Origin of the sequence: Calditerricola satsumensis (genome assembly GCF_014646935.1) — a bacterium.
In the GTDB taxonomy this organism is placed as follows: Bacteria; Bacillota; Bacilli; order Calditerricolales; family Calditerricolaceae; genus Calditerricola; species Calditerricola satsumensis.
The window spans coordinates 17,248-36,939 of sequence record NZ_BMOF01000019.1; the positions used below are offsets into that span (position 1 = coordinate 17,248).

At 65.1% G+C, this 19,692-nt stretch carries 17 protein-coding genes; all 17 read right to left on the bottom strand.

Features of this window, described 5'->3' with window-relative positions; translation table 11 throughout:
• Window positions 1–3: 3 nt before the first annotated feature.
• Window positions 4–285 (bottom strand): DUF503 domain-containing protein, encoded by a 282-nt coding sequence (locus IEX61_RS06070; RefSeq protein ID WP_229725733.1) that lies wholly within the window; start codon window positions 283–285, stop codon window positions 4–6.
• Window positions 282–2,702 carry a translation initiation factor IF-2 gene (infB, locus tag IEX61_RS06075; RefSeq protein WP_229725734.1) on the bottom strand — a complete coding sequence of 807 codons (2,421 nt, stop codon included), beginning with the start codon at window positions 2,700–2,702 and terminating at the stop codon, window positions 282–284. The genes IEX61_RS06070 and infB overlap by 4 nt, the downstream gene beginning before the upstream one ends.
• Window positions 2,699–3,022 carry a YlxQ family RNA-binding protein gene (locus IEX61_RS06080; protein ID WP_054671142.1) on the bottom strand — a complete coding sequence of 108 codons (324 nt, stop codon included), beginning with the start codon at window positions 3,020–3,022 and terminating at the stop codon, window positions 2,699–2,701. Before IEX61_RS06080 ends, infB begins: the two co-directional genes overlap by 4 nt.
• Window positions 3,015–3,290: an RNase P modulator RnpM gene (gene rnpM / locus IEX61_RS06085; RefSeq protein ID WP_054671145.1), complete on the bottom strand. Its 276-nt coding sequence runs from the start codon at window positions 3,288–3,290 to the stop codon at window positions 3,015–3,017. Before rnpM ends, IEX61_RS06080 begins: the two co-directional genes overlap by 8 nt.
• Window positions 3,291–3,328: 38 nt before the next feature.
• Complete coding sequence (gene nusA, locus IEX61_RS06090) at window positions 3,329–4,609, bottom strand: transcription termination factor NusA (protein WP_188817141.1); 1,281 nt, start codon at window positions 4,607–4,609, stop codon at window positions 3,329–3,331.
• 41 nt (window positions 4,610–4,650) lie between these two features.
• Window positions 4,651–5,121, bottom strand: coding sequence for a ribosome maturation factor RimP (gene rimP, locus IEX61_RS06095; protein WP_054671148.1), 471 nt, complete (start codon window positions 5,119–5,121; stop codon window positions 4,651–4,653).
• A gap of 126 nt (window positions 5,122–5,247) precedes the next feature.
• Window positions 5,248–9,561: a PolC-type DNA polymerase III gene (locus IEX61_RS06100; RefSeq protein WP_229725735.1), complete on the bottom strand. Its 4,314-nt coding sequence runs from the start codon at window positions 9,559–9,561 to the stop codon at window positions 5,248–5,250.
• Between the two features lie 63 nt (window positions 9,562–9,624).
• The gene (locus IEX61_RS06105; RefSeq protein ID WP_188817143.1) at window positions 9,625–11,355 is read right to left on the bottom strand and encodes a proline--tRNA ligase; all 1,731 of its coding nucleotides are present in this window, start codon (window positions 11,353–11,355) and stop codon (window positions 9,625–9,627) included.
• Window positions 11,356–11,371: 16 nt separating this feature from the next.
• A complete protein-coding gene (gene ispG / locus IEX61_RS06110; RefSeq protein ID WP_054672511.1) occupies window positions 11,372–12,469 on the bottom strand; it encodes a flavodoxin-dependent (E)-4-hydroxy-3-methylbut-2-enyl-diphosphate synthase in 1,098 nt (365 codons plus the stop codon).
• 16 nt (window positions 12,470–12,485) lie between these two features.
• Entirely contained in the window at window positions 12,486–13,760 is a 1,275-nt protein-coding gene (gene rseP / locus IEX61_RS06115) for an RIP metalloprotease RseP (RefSeq protein ID WP_229725736.1), read from the bottom strand.
• Between the two features lie 15 nt (window positions 13,761–13,775).
• Window positions 13,776–14,930, bottom strand: coding sequence for a 1-deoxy-D-xylulose-5-phosphate reductoisomerase (locus IEX61_RS06120; protein ID WP_188817155.1), 1,155 nt, complete (start codon window positions 14,928–14,930; stop codon window positions 13,776–13,778).
• Window positions 14,931–14,984: 54 nt separating this feature from the next.
• Window positions 14,985–15,767, bottom strand: coding sequence for a phosphatidate cytidylyltransferase (locus tag IEX61_RS06125; protein WP_188817157.1), 783 nt, complete (start codon window positions 15,765–15,767; stop codon window positions 14,985–14,987).
• Window positions 15,768–15,782: 15 nt separating this feature from the next.
• On the bottom strand, window positions 15,783–16,547 hold the full coding sequence (uppS, locus tag IEX61_RS06130; protein ID WP_054672017.1) for an undecaprenyl pyrophosphate synthase: 765 nt from the start codon (window positions 16,545–16,547) through the stop codon (window positions 15,783–15,785).
• 78 nt (window positions 16,548–16,625) lie between these two features.
• Window positions 16,626–17,183, bottom strand: coding sequence for a ribosome recycling factor (gene frr, locus IEX61_RS06135; protein WP_054672020.1), 558 nt, complete (start codon window positions 17,181–17,183; stop codon window positions 16,626–16,628).
• Window positions 17,183–17,908: a UMP kinase gene (pyrH, locus tag IEX61_RS06140; protein WP_188817147.1), complete on the bottom strand. Its 726-nt coding sequence runs from the start codon at window positions 17,906–17,908 to the stop codon at window positions 17,183–17,185. Before pyrH ends, frr begins: the two co-directional genes overlap by 1 nt.
• A 148-nt stretch (window positions 17,909–18,056) precedes the next feature.
• Window positions 18,057–18,707, bottom strand: a complete 651-nt coding sequence (tsf, locus tag IEX61_RS06145) for a translation elongation factor Ts (protein WP_054672023.1) — start codon at window positions 18,705–18,707, stop codon at window positions 18,057–18,059.
• 117 nt (window positions 18,708–18,824) lie between these two features.
• Window positions 18,825–19,526, bottom strand: a complete 702-nt coding sequence (rpsB, locus tag IEX61_RS06150) for a 30S ribosomal protein S2 (protein ID WP_054672026.1) — start codon at window positions 19,524–19,526, stop codon at window positions 18,825–18,827.
• Window positions 19,527–19,692 lie beyond the last annotated feature (166 nt).

The following is a 19,692-nucleotide window of genomic DNA, read 5'->3' on the forward strand; positions in this document are numbered from 1 at the left end:
CCGTTAGAGGAACATGAGGTCGACGCGCAGGATTTCCAGCCCCTCGTGGGCTTCGACAAACCGGCGTACGCGCTCCAGCTCCGCCTCGAGGAAGCGGCGCTCGCCGGCCACCGCGGCGAAGGCCAGGGTGGTCCGCTGCCAGTGGTCCCAAAAGTCCACCTCGGCAGCGGACACGTTGAAGCGGTTTTTCACCCGGTTCAAGACGCGCTTGACGACGCCGCGCTTCTCTTTCAGCGACCGGCAGCCCGGGAGGAAACACTCGCAGGCCAGGCAGGCGACGATCACGCGCGCGGCGCTTCCTCCATGCGGGAGACCTCGATGACGTCTCCCTCTTTGATGTCCTGGAAGTTCTCCAGCGTCAGGCCGCATTCATACCCCTGGGCCACCTCGCGCACGTCGTCCTTGTAGCGCTTGAGGGAGTCGATCTTCCCTTCGTAGATGACGATGCCGTCGCGCACCAGGCGGGCGATCCCGTCGCGCACCACCTTGCCCTCGGTGACGTAGCAGCCGGCCACGGTGCCGACCTTGGAGATCTTGAACACCTGGCGCACCTCGGCCCGGCCGACGAGCACTTCGCGGTACTCGGGCTCGAGGAGGCCCTTCATCGCCGCTTCGATCTCGTCGATCACCTCGTAGATGATGCGGTGCAGGCGGATGTCCACCTTCTCGCGCTCCGCCGCGCTGCGCGCCGACGGCTCCGGACGGACATTGAAGCCGATAATGATGGCGTTCGACGCGGCGGCCAGGTTGACGTCGGATTCGGTGATCGCCCCGACGGCGGCGTGGATCACGTTGACGCGCACGCCCTCCACGTCAATTTTGCCCAGGGCGTTCTTGAGCGCCTCAACCGACCCCTGCACGTCGGCCTTGATGATGACGTTGATCTCCTTGATGTCCCCTTCCTGGATCTTCTTGAACAGGTCGTCCAGGGTGACCTTGGCCGTCGCCTGGCGCTCGGCCTCCCGCGCCCGCTCGGCCCGGGCTTCGCCGATCTCCCGCGCCTTGCGCTCGTCCTCGAAGACCATGAACGCGTCACCGGCCGACGGCACGTCGTTGAGGCCGGTGATCTCCACCGGCGTCGACGGGCCGGCTTCCTTCAGCCGCTCGCCGCGCTCGTTGGTCATCGCCCGCACGCGGCCGTAGGTGTTGCCGACGACGATGGGGTCGCCGACGCGCAGCGTGCCGTGCTGGACGAGCACCGTCGCCACCGGGCCGCGGCCGCGGTCGAGCTTGGCCTCGATGACCGTCCCGCGGGCGCGCTTGTTCGGGTTGGCCTTCAGCTCCTGCATCTCGGCCACGAGGAGGATCATCTCCAGCAGTTCATCAATGCCCTGCTTCTTCAGCGCCGAAATGGGCACGAAGATCGTGTCGCCGCCCCACTCCTCGGGAACAAGGCCGTGTTCGGTCAGCTCTTGCTTGACGCGGTCGGGATTGGCCTCCGGCTTGTCGATCTTGTTGACGGCAACGATGATCGGCACGCCCGCCGCCTTGGCGTGGTTGATCGCCTCCACCGTCTGCGGCATGACGCCGTCGTCGGCGGCCACGACGAGAACGGTGATGTCCGTCACCTTGGCCCCGCGGGCGCGCATTGCCGTGAACGCCTCGTGGCCAGGCGTATCGAGGAAGGTGATCTTCTTCCCGTTCACCTCCACCTGGTACGCCCCGATGTGCTGCGTAATGCCGCCCGCTTCCTGCGCCGCGACGTTGGCGTGGCGAATGGCATCGAGGAGCGTCGTCTTCCCGTGGTCGACGTGACCCATGATCGTCACCACAGGGGGCCGTTCCACCAGGTCGGCCGGATCGTCCACTTCCTCGATCGTCTCGAAGTTCAGCTCGTCGACGACGACCTTCTCCTCCACCTGCACGCCGTACTCTTCGCAGATGAGGTGGATGGCGTCCTTGTCCACGGTCTGGTTGATCGTCGCCATGATGCCCAGGGCCATCAGCTTCTTGATGATTTCCGCCGGCTCCTTGTTCAGCTTCTTGGCCAGCTCGCCAACGGTCAGATCGCCGCTGATCTCGATCTTCTCGGGCGTTTTCTTCTCCGGTTTCTTCGGCTCGGGCGCCTTTTCCGCCTTCTTCGTCTCCTTGCCCTTCTTGCCCTTGCCGGCCGGCTTGCTGTCGTCAAACCGCTTCGGCGCGGGTTTCGTCCGTTTGGGCTTGAAGCGGCGCTCCACCTCGTCGTCGAGGAAGCGGTCGTCGAGCTCCTCCTCACCTGCCGGCGCCGGCTCCTCCTTCACCTTCTCGCTCACGGTCGGGGCTGCCTTCCGCTCGGGCTCCCGCACGGCAGCGCCCTGCTGACGCACGCGCTCCTCCTTGGCCGCATCACCCGGTTTGCCGGCCTTCTTCCCCTCGTTGCGTCCCGCCTTGTCGGCCGCTCCGGCCACCGCTCCTTCGGCAGGCTTGTCGCGATGGGGCGCGCCCTGCTGGGCCGTCTGCGCCGGTTGCGGGGCCTGCTGCGCTTGCTGCCCGTCGGCCGGTCGCATCCCGCCGGTGCGCTTGCGGCGACGGCGGCGGCGTTTGTCCCCGCTCTTGCGCTCGCTGGCCTTTTTGAAGTAGTCATCCAACTTTTTCAGCGTGTCCTCATCGATCACGCTCATGTGGTTGGCCACCGGCACATCGAGGCGCTTCAAAATGGCGATCAGATCCTTGCTGCTGACGTTCCGTTCCTTGGCGTATTCGTACACGCGCATCTTGCTCATGCTTTCACCCCCAGTGAGTCGTTCCCGGCCAGCTCCCTCAGCCGGCGCGCAAAGTTCTCGTCGGTTACGCCGATGACCACGCGCGAGTGTTTCCCCAACGCCTCTCCCAGTTGCATCCGGTCAGACGTGACCACCAGGGGAACCGCATAAAACGCGCATTTGTCCCGCCACTTCTTCTTCGTCCGTTCCGACGCATCGGCAGCCAGGATGACCAGCCGGACCCGGCCTCGGCGCACCGCCCGCAGCACCAGCTCGTCGCCCGTCACCACACGACGGGCGCGAAAGGCAAGACCCAGAAGCTGGTGAAAGGGGTCACGCATCGGTCTTGCCCACCCACTTTTCCTCCAATTCTTGATAAACCTCATCCGGAATGGCCACGCTCAAGGCCCGCTCGAGGGCTTTTTTCTTCCGCGCCTGAGCGAAGCATTCACTCCGGCCGCACAGGTATGCGCCTCGGCCGTTCGCCTTCCCCGTCGGGTCGACGATGACGTTCCCCTCCGGCGTGCGCACGACGCGGATCAGCGTCTTCTTGGGAAACATCTCCTGACAGCCGACACATTTGCGCATGGGAACCTTTTTCGGCCGCATCGCGCTCCCCTCCTTACCGGATCTCGGCTCCGGATCGCTTATCGGTGATCGGCCGGTTTGGTGACGGAATCATCGGCGGCGTCGTCGGCCGCGGAAGGCTCCGCCCCTTCCTCGGTGGCCGCCTCCGCGCCTTCTTCCGCCACAGCCTCTGCGTCATTTTCCGCCAGGTCCGCGTCGGCGGATCCATCGGCCGCGTCGGCGTCCGCCTCCCACGCGTCATCGGCATCCGGCGCATCTTCTTCATCGGCGGCGTCGGTTGGCGCGTCGGGATCCCACAGGCCCTCCTCGCGCGCTTGCGTCTCGCTCTTGATGTCGATCTTCCACCCCGTCAGCTTGGCCGCCAGGCGCGCGTTTTGCCCGCGTCGGCCGATGGCGAGGGACAGCTGGTGATCGGGCACGATGACGCGGCTCACCTTGCTGTCGCGGTCGATCAGGACGTGGATCACCTTGGCCGGGCTGAGGGCGTTGGCGATGAACTCCGCAGGATCGTCGGACCAGCGGACGATGTCCACCTTCTCCCCGTTCAGCTCGTTCACCACCGTCTGCACGCGCATCCCCTTCGGCCCGACGCAGGCCCCCACGGGGTCGACGTTCGGGTCATGGGAGGTGACGGCGATTTTGGAACGCTCGCCGGGCTCCCGCGCCACGGCCTTGATCTCGACGACGCCGTCGTAGATTTCGGGCACTTCCAGTTCAAACAGGCGCTTCAAGAGGCCGGGATGGGTGCGCGACAGGAGAATTTGCGGTCCCTTGGTCGTTTTCTCCACGCGCGTGATGTAGGCCTTGATGCGGTCGCCCTGCTTCACGTTGTCGGTCGGCATCAGCTCATGAAGCGGCAGGAGGCCCTCCGTGCGTCCGAGATCGATGTACCAAAAGCGGCTGTCGCGCCGCTGGGCGATGCCGGTGATGATGTCGTGCTCGCGGTCGACAAAGGTGTGGTAGATGATCTGCCGCTCGGCTTCGCGGATGCGTTGGGTGACCACCTGCTTGGCCGTCTGCGCGGCGATGCGCCCGAAATCGCGCGGCGTCACCTCGATCTCCACGATGTCGCCGAGCTGGTAGTTGGGGTTGATCTGCTTCGCCGTGTCGAGCGAGATTTCCAGGCGCGGATCGGTCACCTCTTCCACCACGGTCTTGCGCGCGTACACCTTCACCTCGCCCGTCTCGCGGTTGATGTCGACGCGCACGTTCTGGGCAGAATTGAAGTTGCGCTTGTAGCCCGAAATGAGCGCCGCTTCGATGGCTTCGATCAGCGTCTCCTTGCTGATGCCTTTTTCCCGCTCCAGGTCGTTGAGCGCCTGGATCAAGTCGGCGTTCATGACGCGACGGTTCCTCCTTTCAACGCTTCACCGTGGTCCGGTCAATCCCACACGACGAGCAGCCGGGCCTTGGCCACCTTGTCATACGGAATCGTGTACACCTTTTCCTCGTCATCCAAATCTTCGATGGTCAGCGTCTGGCCGTCGAAGGCCGTTAGGTAGCCCTGGAACACGTTTTGGCGATCAAGCGGCTCGCGCGTGGTGACGTGCACCGTCTTCCCCACCGCCCAGTGAAAGTGGCGCGGCTTGGTCAGCGGCCGTTCGGCTCCCGGCGACGACACTTCCAGGAAGTAGGCCTGGGGAATGGGGTCCACCTCATCCAGGCGGGCAGAAAGCCGCTCGCTCACCCGGCTGCAGTCTTCGATGTCCACGCCGCCCTCCTTGTCGATATAGAGGCGCAGGTACCAGCTCCTGCCTTCTCGCTTAAACTCGACGTCGACCAGCTCGCAGCCCTCTTCTTCCAGGATCGGCGCCGCCAGCCGCTCGACGAGCGCTTCAATCGATTGGCTCACGTTGGGACCCTCCCTGCAATGCCTAACAAGAAAGAGTGGGTTGCCCCACTCTTGTCGCGAACGGATATTCCGGCGCCATACGACGACTATTATAGCATGCGCCGCGGCCGTCGACAACAAACCGCTTCAGAAAAGCGACAGCTGGTTCGTCTCCGGCAGGTCGCGCAGGATGCCCTGCTCGGCCAAGAGGTCGATCACGGCGCGGGAGACGCGCGCGCGCTGCTGCAAGTCCTCGACGGAGAGGAACGGGCCCTCCTCCCGCGCCTCGACGATGGCTTTCGCCGCCGCCGTGCCGACGCCGGGCAGGGCGTTGAACGGCGGGATGAGGGTGTTGCCGTCGACGAGGTACTTGGTCGCGTCGGAACGGTACAAATCGATGTTCTGGAACGAAAAGCCCCGCGCCAGCATCTCCAGGCACATCTCGAGGATGGTCAGCAGGTTCTTCTCCTTGGGCGTGGCGCTGGCGCCCTTTTCGTTCAGCTCGCGGATCTTCTCCCGCACGGCGTCGGGACCGCGGCGCACGAGGGCGAGATCGATGTCGTCGGCGCGGACGGTGAAGTAGGTGGCGTAAAATTCGATCGGCCGGTATACCTTGAACCAGGCGATGCGCACGGCCATCAGCACGTAGGCCACGGCGTGGGCCTTGGGGAACATGTACTTGATCTTCTGGCACGAGGCGATGTACCACTCCGGCACGCCGTGCTCGCGCATGGCCTGAATCTCCTCGTCGCCCAGCCCCTTCCCCTTGCGCACGCGCTCCATGATCTTGAAGGCCAGCGAGGGCTCCATGCCCTTCTGGATCAGGTAGACCATGATGTCGTCGCGCGTGGAAATGACCTCGGACAGCTTGGCCGTCCCGCTGCGGATGAGGTCCTGGGCGTTGTTCAGCCACACGTCGGTGCCGTGGGACAGCCCGGAGATGCGCACGAGCTCGGCAAAGGTCTTCGGCCGCGTGTCCTCCAGCATCTGGCGCACGAACTTCGTGCCGAATTCGGGGATGCCCAGCGTGCCGACGTTGGTGCCGATTTCCTCCGGCGTCACGCCCAGCGGCTCCGTGCTGCTGAAGATCCCCAGCACCTTCGGGTCATCCACCGGCACCTCCTTCGGGTTGATGCCGGTGAGGTCCTGCAGCATGCGCAGCACCGTCGGATCGTCGTGCCCGAGGATGTCCAGCTTGAGGAGCCGCCCGCTGATGGCGTGGTAGTCGAAGTGCGTCGTGATCGTGCCCGCCTCGGGATCGTCGGCGGGATGCTGGATCGGCGTGAAATCGTACACCTCTTTGTCCTGCGGGATGACCATCAGCCCGCCGGGATGCTGCCCCGTCGTCCGCTTCACGCCGGTCACACCGCGGGCGAGGCGGTCGATCTCCGCCTGGCGCAGCTTGAGCCCCTTCTCTTCCACGTACTTCATCACGTAGCCGTAGGCCGTCTTGTCGGCCACGGTGGAGATCGTCCCGGCGCGGAACACGTAATCCTTGCCGAACAGCGTCTCCGTGTACTTGTGGGCGATGGGCTGGTACTCGCCGGAGAAGTTGAGGTCGATGTCCGGCACCTTGTCGCCCTTGAAGCCCATGAACGTTTCGAAGGGAATGTCGTGGCCGTCCTTCTTCAGCTTCGTTCCGCAGCGCGGGCAGTCCTTGTCCGGCAGGTCGAAGCCCGAGCCGACCGACCCGTCGGTGAAGAACTCGCTGAAGTGGCACGACGGGCAGACGTAGTGCGGCGGCAAGGGGTTGACCTCGGTGATGCGCGTCATCGTCGCCACGAAGGAGGAGCCGACGGATCCCCGCGAGCCGACGAGGTAGCCGTCCTCGAGGGACTTGTTGACGATCTTGTGCGAGATGAGGTAGATGACGGCGTACCCGTGGTTGATGATGCTGTTGAGCTCCTTCTCCAGGCGCTGCTCGACGATTTCCGGCAGCGGGTCGCCGTAGATGCGCCGCGCCGTTTCGTAGGCCATGCGGCGGATCTCCTCGTCGGCCCCCTCGATCACCGGGGCGTACAGCTCGTCGGGGAACGGCTTGAGGTCCTCGATCGAATCGGCGATGCGACGGGTGTTGGTGATGACCACTTCCCGGGCCTTCTCCTCACCGAGGAACGCGAAGGCCTCCAGCATCTCGTCGGTGGTGCGGAAGTAGACCGGCGGCAGCCGATCGGGATCGAGGGGCGACGCGCCGCCGAGGGCATGAACAAGGATGCGCCGATACACCTCATCGTGTGGGTCGAGGTAGTGGACGTCCCCCGTGGCCACGACGGGCTTGCCCAGCTTCTCGCCGACGCGGACGATCTTGCGCAGGATGTCGCGGATGTGCTCCTCGTCGCGCACGAGGTCCTTGTCGATGAGGTGGCGGTAGTTGGCCACGGGCTGGATTTCGAGGTAGTCGTAGAAGGCGGCCACCTCTTCCAGCTCGTCCTCCGACTTGTGCATCGCCGCCTCGAACACCTCGCCCTGGTCGCAGGCCGAGCCGACGAGGAGGCCGTCGCGGTGCTCGAGGAGCACGCTGCGCGGGATGCGCGGCGTGCGGTGGAAGTATTTCATGTGGGACAGCGAGATCAGCTTGTACAAATTCTTCAGCCCCGCCGCGTTCAGCACGAGGAGCGTGGCGTGGAAGGGACGCTGGCGGGAGACGTCGCCGGTCCCGACCAGCCGGTTGAGCGCGTCGAGGGTATCGTATCCCCGCTCCTTGGCGTCGAGGAGCATCTTCCACAGAAGGTACCCCGTGGCCTCGGCGTCGTAGACGGCACGGTGGTGCTGGACGAGGGGGATGCCGAACTTCTCGCACAGCGTGTTCAGGCGGTGGTTGCGGAGGTTCGGATAGAGGGCGCGGGCCAGCTCCAGCGTGTCCAGAACCGGGCTGGCCAGGGGCTCCTGGCCGATGCGCCGGTAGTTGACGGCAAGAAAACCCGTGTCGAAACGGGCGTTGTGGGCCACCAGCACGGCGTCGCCGACAAAGGCCCGAAAGCGCACCAGCACCTCGTCCAGCTCCGGCGCATCCTTCACCATCTCGTTGGTGATGCCGGTAAGCTGCTGAATCTTCGGCGAAATCGTGCGGTGCGGGTTGACAAAGGACTCAAAGCGGTCGACGATCTCGCCCTTGTGCACCTTGACGGCAGCAATCTCGATGATGCGGTCGTCGACGGAGGACAGGCCCGTCGTCTCAATGTCGAAGACGACGTAGGTGTCGTCGAGTAGCGGACGCGGCGCCGCCTTGTAGACGATGGGCACGCCGTCGTCGACGAGGTACGCCTCCATTCCGTACAGGATCTTCACGCCGTATTTCTGTCCGGCTTCGTACGCCTCCGGAAAGGCCTGGCACACGCCGTGGTCGGTGATGGCGATAGCCGGATGGCCCCACTTGGCCGCCCGTTCGACGAGCTTCTTCACCGGCGTCACGGCGTCCATGGCGCTCATTGGCGTGTGCAGGTGCAGCTCGACGCGCTTCTCCTCGGCCGTGTCGCGGCGCTCGGGGGCCTCGGCGCGGTTGATGTCCGAGGCGTTCAGGACGAGGTCGCGCACGAAGGGGTCGAGCTGCGCGCTGCCGCGCACGCGCACCCACATCCCTTCGGCGATGCCGGAAAGGCGCGCCAGCTCGTCCTTGTCGCGGGCAAAGGCCTTGACGAGAATCGAGTCGGTGTAGTCGGTCAGCTTGAAGGTGACCAGCGTGCGCCCCGTCTTCAGCTCGCGCGTCTCCACGTCAAAGACGCAGCCCTGCACGACGACGCGGCGGGCCTCCTCCTGCACCGCCTTGAGCGGCACCGGCTCGTCGCCGATGGCGTAGCCGTACAGGACGGCCTCGTCCTCCTCTTCCGCCCGCGCGGCCTTCGCCGCGGCCGTCGCCTCCCGCTGCCGCGCGTCCTCGGCGGTTAGCGCGGCTTCGACCAGCTCGCGCTCTTCCTGCTCGCGCCGCTCGCGGAAGGCCTCCAGCGCCTCGCCGGTCTCCTCCACGGCAAAGCGGAAAGCAAGCGTCAGGCCGGTCAGGTCGGCCAGGCGGGCGGCGAGCAAGCGGTCGGCCCCCTTGCGCTTGACGTGGCCCAGCACCACGTCGTTGGGCACGCCGACGTGCACCACGTGCCCATCAACGGCCGGCTGGCAGGGGGAAAGGGCGGCGGCGAGCGTCGGGCAGTCGACAAAGGCCTCTTCCACCGCCACCGGCCAATAGGCCGCCACCGCCGCGGCGGGGTCAACCGGCTCGCGGTACGACAGGCACAGGTCGACGGCGGCCAGATCGGCAAAGCGCGCGCGCAAGGCCCGGACAAGCGCGCGATAGGCGTCGGGCGCAAGGAGGCGGTCAAAGCGCACGTGAACGCGCCACAGCCGCTTTTTGCGCCACACCTCAAGGCGCACAAGCTCTCCGCCTTCCAGCGCCGGGCGCAGCTGCTCGTCGATGGCCACATGAGCAAGAAGGGACGCAAACGCTTCCCGTCCCAGATTGTGCGCCTTCACCGGTTCTCCTCCCCGTTGGGTTTCTCCTTTGCTCCCGTCGGCTTTCTCTTTCGTGGGTGGCGGTTACACGCGCGTTGGCGCCGCCAGCTCCTCGAGGCGGCGGCGGACGCGGTCAACGGCCTCCTCAAGCGGCACGTCCTCCTGCTCACCGGTGGCGCGCACCTTCAGCTCCACGAGCCCGTCGGCCACCTTGCCGCCCACCGTCAGGCGCAGCGGGAGGCCGATCAGGTCGGCGTCCTTGAACTTGACGCCGGCCCGCTCGTCGCGGTCGTCGAGGAGCGCCTCGATCCCGGCCTCGTTGAGGGCCGCATACAGCCGCTCCGCCGCCGCGCGCTGGTCTTCGTTCTTCCAGTTGACCGGCACCACGTGCACGGCGAAGGGCGCCACCGACACCGGCCAGATGATGCCGTGCTCGTCGTGGTGCTGCTCAATGATCGCCGCCACAAGGCGGGTGACGCCGATCCCGTAGCAGCCCATGATCATCGGCCGCTCCTTCCCTTCCTCGTCGAGGAAGGTCGCCCCCATCGCCTCGCTGTACTTCGTCCCCAGCTTGAAGACGTGGCCCACCTCGATGCCCTTGGCGAAGGCGATCGTCCCACCGCAGCGCGGGCACGGATCATCCGCGGTGATGTTGCGCAGGTCGGCATACCGCAAGACGGCAAAGTCGCGCCCCGGAACGGCGTGCACGTAGTGCGCATCGGCTTCGTTCGCCCCCACCACGCCGTCGGTCACGTGGGCCACGGCGTGGTCGGCCACAACGGTCACCGCCTCCGGCGCGTTCACCGGCCCGATGAATCCCGCCGGCGCGCCCATCACCTGGCGCACCGTCTCCGCGTCGGCCGCCTCCACCGTGTTGGCCGCAAACAGGTTTTTCACCTTGACCTCGTTCACCTCGTGGTCGCCGCGCACGAGGACGAGGACGGGTCGGCCGTCCACCTGGAAGAGCACGGACTTGATGATGCGCTCCAGCGTGACGCCCAGATGGCGAACCAGCTCCTCCACCGTGCGCACGCCCGGCGTGGCCACGCGCTCGAGGGCCGGCGTGCCGCTGGCCGACGGCTTGTCCCCTTGCGGCGGAAGCACCTCGGCCTTCTCCAGGTTGGCGGCGTAGGCGCAGCTCGTGCAGTAGGCGAGGGTGTCTTCGCCGACGTCGGACAGGACCATGAACTCGTGGGTGCTTGTCCCGCCGATGGCCCCCGCGTCGGCCTCCACGGCGCGGAAGTTGAGCCCGCAGCGCGTGAAGATGCGCACGTAGGCGTCGTACATGGCGCGGTAGCTCTTGTCGAGCCCCTCTTCGTCCACATCAAAGGAATAGGCGTCCTTCATGATAAACTCGCGGCCGCGCATCACCCCGAAGCGCGGGCGCCGCTCGTCGCGGAACTTGGTCTGGATCTGGTAGACGTTGATCGGCAGCTTCTTGTACGACTTCACCTCGTCGCGCAGAAGGGCCGTCACCACTTCCTCGTGGGTCGGGCCGAGGGCGAAGTCGCGATCGTGCCGGTCTTTGAGGCGCATCAGCTCCGGCCCGTAGTAGTCCCAGCGTCCGCTCTCCTGCCACAGCTCGGCCGGGTGCAGGGCAGGCATGAGGATCTCCTGCGCGCCGGCGCGGTTCATCTCCTCGCGGATGATGGTCATCACCTTCTGAATCACGCGCCAGCCCAGGGGCAAATAGGTGTAGATGCCCGCCGCCACCTGGCGCATCAGGCCGGCGCGCAGCATCAGGCGGTGGCTGGCGATTTCCGCATCCGCCGGATCTTCGCGAAGGGTGGGAACCAACAGATGCCGTTGCCGCATAGCCGTCCTCCTCGCTTTATGTCTTTACCGTTTCTTCGGCCCCTTCACCGCTTTCTTCGCGGATGAGGGCGTCGATCTCCTTCATCAGTTCCTCGAACAGCTCGTCCTCCTTCACCTTGCGCACGATCTTCCCCTTGCGGAAGATGAGGCCTTCCCCTCTGCCGCCGGCGACGCCGACGTCAGCCTCACGGGCTTCGCCCGGGCCGTTCACCGCGCAGCCCATCACCGCCACCTTGATCGGGCGCTTCAGCGTGGCGATGGCCTGTTCCACCTTCGTGGCCAGGGCGATCTGGTCGATCTGCGCCCGGCCGCACGAAGGGCAGGCCACGATTTCCGGCCCCTCCTGGCGCAGACCCAAGGCCTTGAGGATCTCCTTGGCCACCTTGATCTCTTCCACCGGATCGGCCGTCAAGGAGACGCGGATCGTGTTGCCGATGCCCAGGGCGAGCACCGTGCCGATGCCCACGGCCGACTTGATGCTGCCGGAAAAGACGGGGCCGGCCTCGGTAACGCCGACGTGCAGCGGGTAGGGCCGCATTTCGGCCATCCGCCTGTAGGCCTCGATCATCATCGGCACGTTGGACGCCTTGAGCGAGATGACGATGTCGGTGAAGTCGAGATCCTCGAGAATCTCCACGTGCTTCAGGGCGCTCTCCACCATCGCCTCGGGCGTCGGATGGCCGTACTTCTCGAGCAGCGGCTTTTCGATCGACCCCGCGTTGACGCCGATGCGGATGGGCACGCCGCGGGCCTTGCACGCCTCGACGACGGCCTTCACCTTTTCCTTCGAGCCGATGTTGCCGGGGTTGATGCGGATCTTGTCCACGCCGCTTTCGAGGGCCAGAAGGGCCAGCTTGTAGTCAAAGTGGATGTCGGCGACGATGGGGATGGGCGAGCGCTCCTTGATCGCGCGGATGGCGCGCGCCGCCTCTTCGTCGGGCACGGCCAGACGGACGATCTGGCACCCGGCACCCGCCAGGTCCCAGATCTGCTGCACCGTCGCCTCCACGTCGCGCGTGTCCGTCGTCGTCATCGACTGGATGACGACCTCGCCGCTTCCCCCGATCTGCACGCCGCCGACCCGCACCGGTTTCGTCTCTTCCCGTCGGTACACGGCTTTCGCCCCCTTCCTAGTCGACGATGTCGCGCAGCCGGTCGAGGTTCTGGATGTCGTTCCACGTCACGACGATGATGAGCAAGAGCAAGAACGCCAGGCCGATGAAATGGACCAGGCTCTCCTTTTCCGGGTCGACCGGACGGCCGCGCAGCGCTTCAATGCCCAGGAAAAGCAGCCGGCCTCCATCGAGGGCGGGGAACGGCAGCAGGTTGAAGATGGCCAGGTTGACGCTCAAGAAGGCCGCCCAGTGGACGAGGCTGGCCAGGCCCTGCTCGGCGGCCGCACCGGTGAAGAGAAAGATCCCCACGGGGCCGGACAGGTCGGCCTCGGGCCCTTCGCCCGTGAACAGCTTGCCGACGAGGAGGCCCAAAAAGGTGACGATCTTGGCCGACAGGTCCCAGGTTTGCACCACGCCGTAGGTGGCCGCTTCCGCCAGCGTGCGCGGCCGCGTCTCCGGGGCGATGCCGACCAGCCACCGCCCGTCGCGCTGCTCCGGCTTCAGCGTCACGGTCAGCCGCTGGCCCTCGCGATCCACGACCAGGGTGAGCGGGCGCCCTTCCGACGCGCGCACGGCCTCGAGGAGATCGGTCCAGTCGTTTGCCGCGCGCCCGTTGACGCTGACGATGCGGTCGCCGGGCGCAAGGCCCGCCTTCGCCGCCGGAAGGCCTGGCTCCACGTCGCCCACCACCGGCCGGCCGGTCACCGCCGGGGTCATCAGGGCAAAGGCGAAAAACAGCACCACAGCCAAGAGCAGGTTGGCCACCGGACCGGCGACGATGGTGGCAAAGCGCTGGCCAAGGGTTTTGCTGCCAAACTGGCGGTCAAGCGGCGCGATCTGCACGGCGCGCCCCTTGTCGTGCAGGTGGGCCTGCGGATGCACCGGGTACCGGCGGACGGTGCCGTCCGGTTCCTCGACCGTCAGCGTCAGCGCGCGTTCGAGATCGGCCACCTGCACCGTCACCGGCATCGCGTGCGGGACGCCCTCCGGCCGCTCGAGGTAGATGTCGGTAACCTGTCCTTGGCCGTTCACCCGGACATGCACCTTGCGGCCGGTCGCAAGGGGAACCATTTCCGGGTCTTCCCCGGCCATGCGCACGTATCCCCCAAGGGGGAAGAGGCGCAGCGAGTAGGTCGTTTCGCCCTTCCGGAACGCCACGAGCCGCGGCCCAAAGCCAATGGCAAACTCGCGCACCAGGATGCCGGCCCGTTTGGCCAGCAAAAAGTGGCCCAGCTCATGGAAAAACACCAAAGCCCCGAACACGAGGGCGATGGCCAGAATCGCGTTCACCCGCATCACCTGCTTTCATGGGATGGCCGCCACCGCCGTCCGGGCCGCCTCGCGCGCCCACCGGTCGGCCTCGAGAATGTCGGACAGCGACGGACCGGCAATCGGGTCGTGGCGCGCGCACACGTCGGCCACGATCCGCTCGATGGCCAAAAAGGGAATGCGCCCCTGCAAAAACGCTTCCACGGCCACCTCATTGGCCGCGTTGAGCACCGCCGGCGCCGTCCCGCCCCGGCGTCCGCACTCGTACGCCAAGGCCAGCAGCGGGTAGCGCTCAAAGGACGCCGGCGCAAAATGGAGCGCACCAAGGTCCGCCAGGTTGAGGGGAGGGGTCTTGAGCGCCCAGCGGTCCGGATAGGTGAGCGCGTATTGGATCGGAATGCGCATGTCCGGCGTGCCCAGCTGGGCGATGACCGATCCGTCTATCCATTCTACCATAGAATGGATGACGCTTTCACGGTGGAGCAGCACGTCGATGTGCGCGTAATCGACGCCAAACAGCCAGTGCGCCTCGATCACCTCGAGGCCCTTGTTCATCATCGTGGCCGAATCGACGGTCACTTTGGCGCCCATTTGCCAGTTGGGGTGCGCCAGCACGTCGGCCACCGTCACGTCGGCCAGCTCCTCCCGGCTGCGGTCGCGCAAGGCCCCGCCCGAGGCGGTCAGGATCAAGCGGCGCAGCCGCTTTCGGTTTTCGCCCTGCAAGCATTGAAAGATGGCCGAGTGTTCGCTGTCAACGGGCAGGATGGCCACGCCGCGGGCCTTGGCCGCGCGCATGACGAGTTCCCCGGCCATGACGAGGGTTTCCTTGTTGGCCAGGGCGATGGTCTTCCCCGCTTCAATGGCCGCCAACGTCGGCAGGAGGCCCGCCGCGCCGACGACGGCCGACACGACCACGTCCACCTCGGGATGGGTGGCCGCCGCGATCAGCCCCTCCTCCCCGTGGACCACGCGAATGGACGGGGGCAGCTCCCGGCGCAGCGCCTCGGCCGCCTCCCGGTCGGCGACCGCCACCAGGTCGGGCCGGTAGCGCAGCGCCTGCTCGGTTAAGCGCGCGACGTTGCGCCCGGCCGCCAGCGCCGCGACGCGAAGGCGCCCGGCGTGCTGGTCGACCACGTCGAGGGTTTGGCGGCCGATCGACCCGGTCGACCCCAAAACGGCAATGGTCTTCACACCCGTCACCTCAACCTCTCGTCTCCAACGCCGCATGCGGACATGTCGCGCTTCTTAGCGCAACCCGGCCGTAAGCAGCTCGACGACGGGAAAGACGAGCAGCAGGCTGTCAAAGCGATCAAGCACGCCGCCGTGGCCGGGCAAGAGCCGTCCCGAGTCCTTTACCCCGTAGGCGCGCTTGAGGGCCGATTCCATCAGGTCGCCCAGGGGTGCGACAACCCCGATGGCCGCACCAAAGGCCATCGCCAGGGGCAGCGATCCGAAGGCGCCCCCCACCGTCTGCGCGACGGCCGCGGCCGCCACGCTGCTGACCAGCCCGCCGAAAAACCCTTCCACCGTTTTGTTGGGGGAAATGGCGGGCCACAGCTTGCGGCGGCCCCAGAAGCGGCCCGCAAAATAGGCGCCGGTGTCCGTCGCCCACACGCAGGCGATCACGCTGAGCACCCCGGCCAGTCCCTCCAGCCGCGCGGACAAGAAGGCCGCAAAGCCCATGCCGATGTAGCAAGCGCCAAAAAAAAGATACGCAACGTCCGGAACGCGAATGCGGCCCGCCGTCAGGACGGGAACGGCAAACAAGGCAAACACCAGGCCGGTAAGCACCCCGCGCAGCCACGCCGGCGAGGCGGCCGCGAGAGGGGTGGCGACAAGCCCCCAAACGCCGATGAGGGCCAACACCACGTCAAACCGCCGCACGGGCCGCCCGTCCATCCGCGCGAATTCGAGAAAGCCGATCGTCGCCAAGAGCAGCACCATCAGCGCGAAGGGCCAGCCCCCAGCGGCGACCAAACCGAGAAACGCGGCCCCCCCTATGAAGGCGGTGATGACGCGTGTCCGCAACATGCTGCCCGCCTCCTAGGGTTTGACCGCCCCGTATCGCCGGGTGCGGGACTGGTAGTCGCGTAAGGCTTCATGAAAATGCGCGACGGTGAAGTCGGGCCAGCATACCTCGGTGAACCACAGCTCGGTATAGGCAATTTGCCACAACAAAAAGTTGCTGATGCGCAGCTCGCCGCTGGTGCGGATCAGGAGATCGGGATCGGGCAGATCGGCCGTAAAGAGGGCGGCGGCGACGCGGTTTTCGTCGATGTCTGCGGGATCCAGCCGGCCCGCCTTGACCTCCTCGGCGATGCGCCGAACGGCGTGGGTAATTTCCGCGCGGCTGCCGTAATTCAGCGCAAAATTGACAACCATGCCCGTATTGTGGGCCGTCTCCCGCATCGCCCGTTCGACCGCTTCAAGGGTGTGGCGGGGCAATCCGTTCACATCGCCCAGGACGCACACGCGCACGTTGTTTTCAATCAGCTCCGGCAGATCGGTCAGCAAATATTCCTGGGGCAACCGCATGAGGAAATCCACTTCCTCGCGCGGGCGTTTCCAGTTCTCCGTGGAAAAGGCGTACAGGGTCAGCACCTCAATGCCGATCTCGCGCGCGGCGCGGATGATCTCCCGCACCGTCTTCATGCCCGCGCGGTGGCCCACAAAGCGCGGCAGTCCGCGCCGCTCGGCCCACCGGCCGTTGCCGTCCATGATGATCGCCACATGGCGCGGCAGGTTCCCTTCGAGGCGCTCCACCGCGTCATGCGGCTTCTCGGTTTTTCTCAATCCCCACTTGAACATGGTTCGCCTCCATGCGCAATCCGCGGTTCAGGATGGACGAAAGCCCCCTCCGCATAAGGGGGCCTGCCGCGTATGGGATTACAGGGAGAAGATCTCTTTTTCCTTGGCCGCCACAAGGGCTTCCACTTCGGCCGTGTACTTGTCGGTCAGCTTTTGCACCGCCTCCTGGTGCCGACGCAGTTCGTCTTCCGAAATCTGGCCGTCCTTCTCCAGCGCTTTCAGTTCGTCGTTGGCATCGCGCCGAATGTTGCGAATGGCCACCTTGGCCTCCTCGCCGTGTTTTTTCACCACTTTGGCCAGCTCAGCCCGCCGTTCCTCGGTGAGCGGCGGAATGGCGATGCGGATGACGTTGCCGTCGTTCATCGGGGTCAGCCCCAGGTCAGACTTCTGAATCGCCTTCTCGATTTCCCCGAGCGCCGATTTGTCCCACGGCTGAATGACGAGCAGGCGCGGCTCAGGCGCCGTGATCGTCGCCAGCTGGTTCACCGGCGTGGGCGTGCCGTAATAGTCGACCGTCACGCGGTCAAGGAGCGCCGGCGTCGCACGGCCGGCCCGCAGGGCGGCCAATTCTTTCTTCAACACGTCGATCGCTTTTTTCATCCGCTCTTCGGCGCTTTTGAGAATGGCCTGCGGCATTACGCTTCCCCTCCTACCAAGGTGCCAATCTTTTCCCCCATCACGGCGCGCTTGATGTTGCCTTCTTCCATGATCGAGAAGACGATGATGGGGATGTTGTTGTCCATGCACAACGACGAGGCTGTCGCGTCCATGACCCCCAGGCCGCGATTCAGCAGCTCGAGGTAGGAGAGCTGCTCAAATTTCGTGGCGTTGGGATCGACAGCCGGATCAGCCGAGTAAACCCCGTCCACCTTGTTCTTCGCCATAAGAATGACTTCGGCCTCGATTTCCGCCGCGCGCAACGCGGCCGTCGTATCGGTCGAAAAGAAGGGATTCCCCGTTCCACCCGCAAAGATGACAACGCGCTTTTTCTCCAGATGGCGAATCGCTTTGCGGCGGATGTACGGTTCGGCCACCTGGCGCATTTCGATGGACGTCTGCACGCGGGTCGGCACGCCAAGCTTCTCCAGCCCGTCCTGAAGGGCCAGGGCGTTCATCACCGTGGCCAGCATGCCCATGTAATCGGCTGTGGCCCGGTCGATGCCCTTGGCACTCCCGGCCAGCCCGCGCCAGATGTTCCCCCCGCCGACAACCACGGCCACCTCCACGCCGAGGTCGACGACTTCCTTGATCTGTCGGGCAATGGTCGCGATCATGTCTGGGTCGATGCCAAACCCCTGCGATCCCGCGAGGGCTTCGCCGCTGAGTTTGAGCACGACGCGCTTGTACTTCGGCCCAGACATCCGTTCCCCTCCATTCTAGCATAGATCGGCACGGTTGCCGCATGCCGCACATGGGGCACGCGGGGGACGGCGCACCAGGGCCATCCCCCCGACCGCTGAAGAAAGAGGGAACACTGCCGTTGTGTTCCCCTCACGGAAACCTTCCCGGTTACTTTTTCACCTGCGCCATCACTTCTTCGGCAAAATTGCACGCTTTTTTCTCGATCCCCTCGCCGAGCACAAAACGGGCGAAGCGGCGAATGGTAATGTTCTCGCCAATCTTGGCGATTTTCTCCTTGAGCAGCTCCTCGATCGTCTTGTCCGGATCCTTGATAAAAGGCTGTTCCAGCAAGCAGATTTCGGCGAAAAACTTCTTGAGGCGCCCCTCGACCATCTTCTCGACGATGTGTTCCGGCTTCCCTTCGTTCAGGGCTTGCTGGCGAAGGATCTGCCGCTCCTTCTCGATCTCCTCGGCCGGAACCTCGTCGCGGCTGACGTAGCGCGGCGCCGCAGCGGCAATTTGCATGGCGATGTCGCGGACGAATTCGCGAAACTCGTCGGTCTTGGCCACAAAGTCGGTTTCACAGTTGACTTCCACCAGCACGCCAATCTTGCCGCCGCCGTGGATGTACGATTCGACCAGCCCCTCTGCCGTCACGCGGCCGGCCTTCTTTGCCGCAGCAGCCAAGCCTTTCTCGCGGAGGATTTCCATGGCGCGGTTCATGTCCCCGCCGGCTTCCTCCAGGGCCTTTTTGCAATCCATCATGCCGGCACCCGTCTTCTCGCGCAATTCTTTCACCATGCTTGCCGTAATGGCCATTCCACAGAGCCCTCCTTCTTGGTCTCGTTCTGGGTTTGGGGTTTACTCCTAGACTTCCCCATATGTATCGTAGAAAAAGGGTGGCAAGTCGCTTCTCAGCCTGCCACCCTTGGCTCCTCACGCGGATGTGGTTTGTTCGCCTTGCTTCCCTTCCAACACCGCGTCGGCAATTTTCGACGTGATCAACCGCACCGCTCGGATGGCATCGTCGTTCCCCGGAATGACGTAGTCGATTTCATCGGGATCGCAGTTCGTGTCCACGATCGCGACGATCGGAATCCCGAGCTTGCGGGCTTCCGCCACGGCGATCTTCTCCTTGCGCGGGTCGATGATGTACACGGCATCCGGCAACGACTTCATCCCTTTGATGCCGCCAAGGAACTTCTCCAGGCGCTGTTTCTCTTTGCGCAGGCGGATGACTTCCTTTTTTGGCAGCACATCAAAGGTGCCATCTGTCTCCATCTGCTCCAGCTCATGAAGGCGCTCGATGCGCTTGCGAATGGTCTGGAAGTTGGTCAGCGTGCCGCCCAGCCAGCGCTGATTGACGTAGAACATGCCGCAGCGCTCGGCTTCCTCGCGCACGGAGTCCTGGGCCTGCTTCTTCGTCCCGACGAACAGGATCGTCCCCCCGTTCGCGGCAAGCTCGCGGACGAAGTTGTAGGCCTCCTCCATCTTGCGGACGGTCTTCTGCAAATCGATGATGTAAATGCCGTTCCGCTCGGTGTAGATGTACTTTTTCATTTTGGGGTTCCAGCGCCGCGTCTGGTGCCCGAAGTGAACCCCAGCCTCGAGCAATTGCTTCATCGAAAGAACCGCCATAAACAAAGGCTCCTCCTTATGAAGTGGTTTTGGCCCTCCGCCCGCCTCCTCTTCGCGTGAGACTGCCGCATCGGCAGCACCTTCACGCGAATCCGCGGACGTGCGTTGTGCGCCGTTCACTACTATACCACATCGGCGAAGCGGCATGCAATGGCACGCAATCACT

Excerpts from the sequence above, each read along its gene's own strand:
- infB (WP_229725734.1), bottom strand. The coding sequence starts at position 2,702 with ATGAGCAAGATGCGCGTGTACGAATACGCCAAGGAACGGAACGTCAGC.
- IEX61_RS06080 (WP_054671142.1), bottom strand. The coding sequence starts at position 3,022 with ATGCGTGACCCCTTTCACCAGCTTCTGGGTCTTGCCTTTCGCGCCCGT.
- rnpM (WP_054671145.1), bottom strand. The coding sequence starts at position 3,290 with ATGCGGCCGAAAAAGGTTCCCATGCGCAAATGTGTCGGCTGTCAGGAG.
- nusA (WP_188817141.1), bottom strand. The coding sequence starts at position 4,609 with ATGAACGCCGACTTGATCCAGGCGCTCAACGACCTGGAGCGGGAAAAA.
- IEX61_RS06105 (WP_188817143.1), bottom strand. The coding sequence starts at position 11,355 with ATGCGGCAACGGCATCTGTTGGTTCCCACCCTTCGCGAAGATCCGGCG.
- uppS (WP_054672017.1), bottom strand. The coding sequence starts at position 16,547 with ATGTTCAAGTGGGGATTGAGAAAAACCGAGAAGCCGCATGACGCGGTG.
- frr (WP_054672020.1), bottom strand. The coding sequence starts at position 17,183 with ATGCCGCAGGCCATTCTCAAAAGCGCCGAAGAGCGGATGAAAAAAGCG.
- pyrH (WP_188817147.1), bottom strand. The coding sequence starts at position 17,908 with ATGTCTGGGCCGAAGTACAAGCGCGTCGTGCTCAAACTCAGCGGCGAA.
- tsf (WP_054672023.1), bottom strand. The coding sequence starts at position 18,707 with ATGGCCATTACGGCAAGCATGGTGAAAGAATTGCGCGAGAAGACGGGT.
- rpsB (WP_054672026.1), bottom strand. The coding sequence starts at position 19,526 with ATGGCGGTTCTTTCGATGAAGCAATTGCTCGAGGCTGGGGTTCACTTC.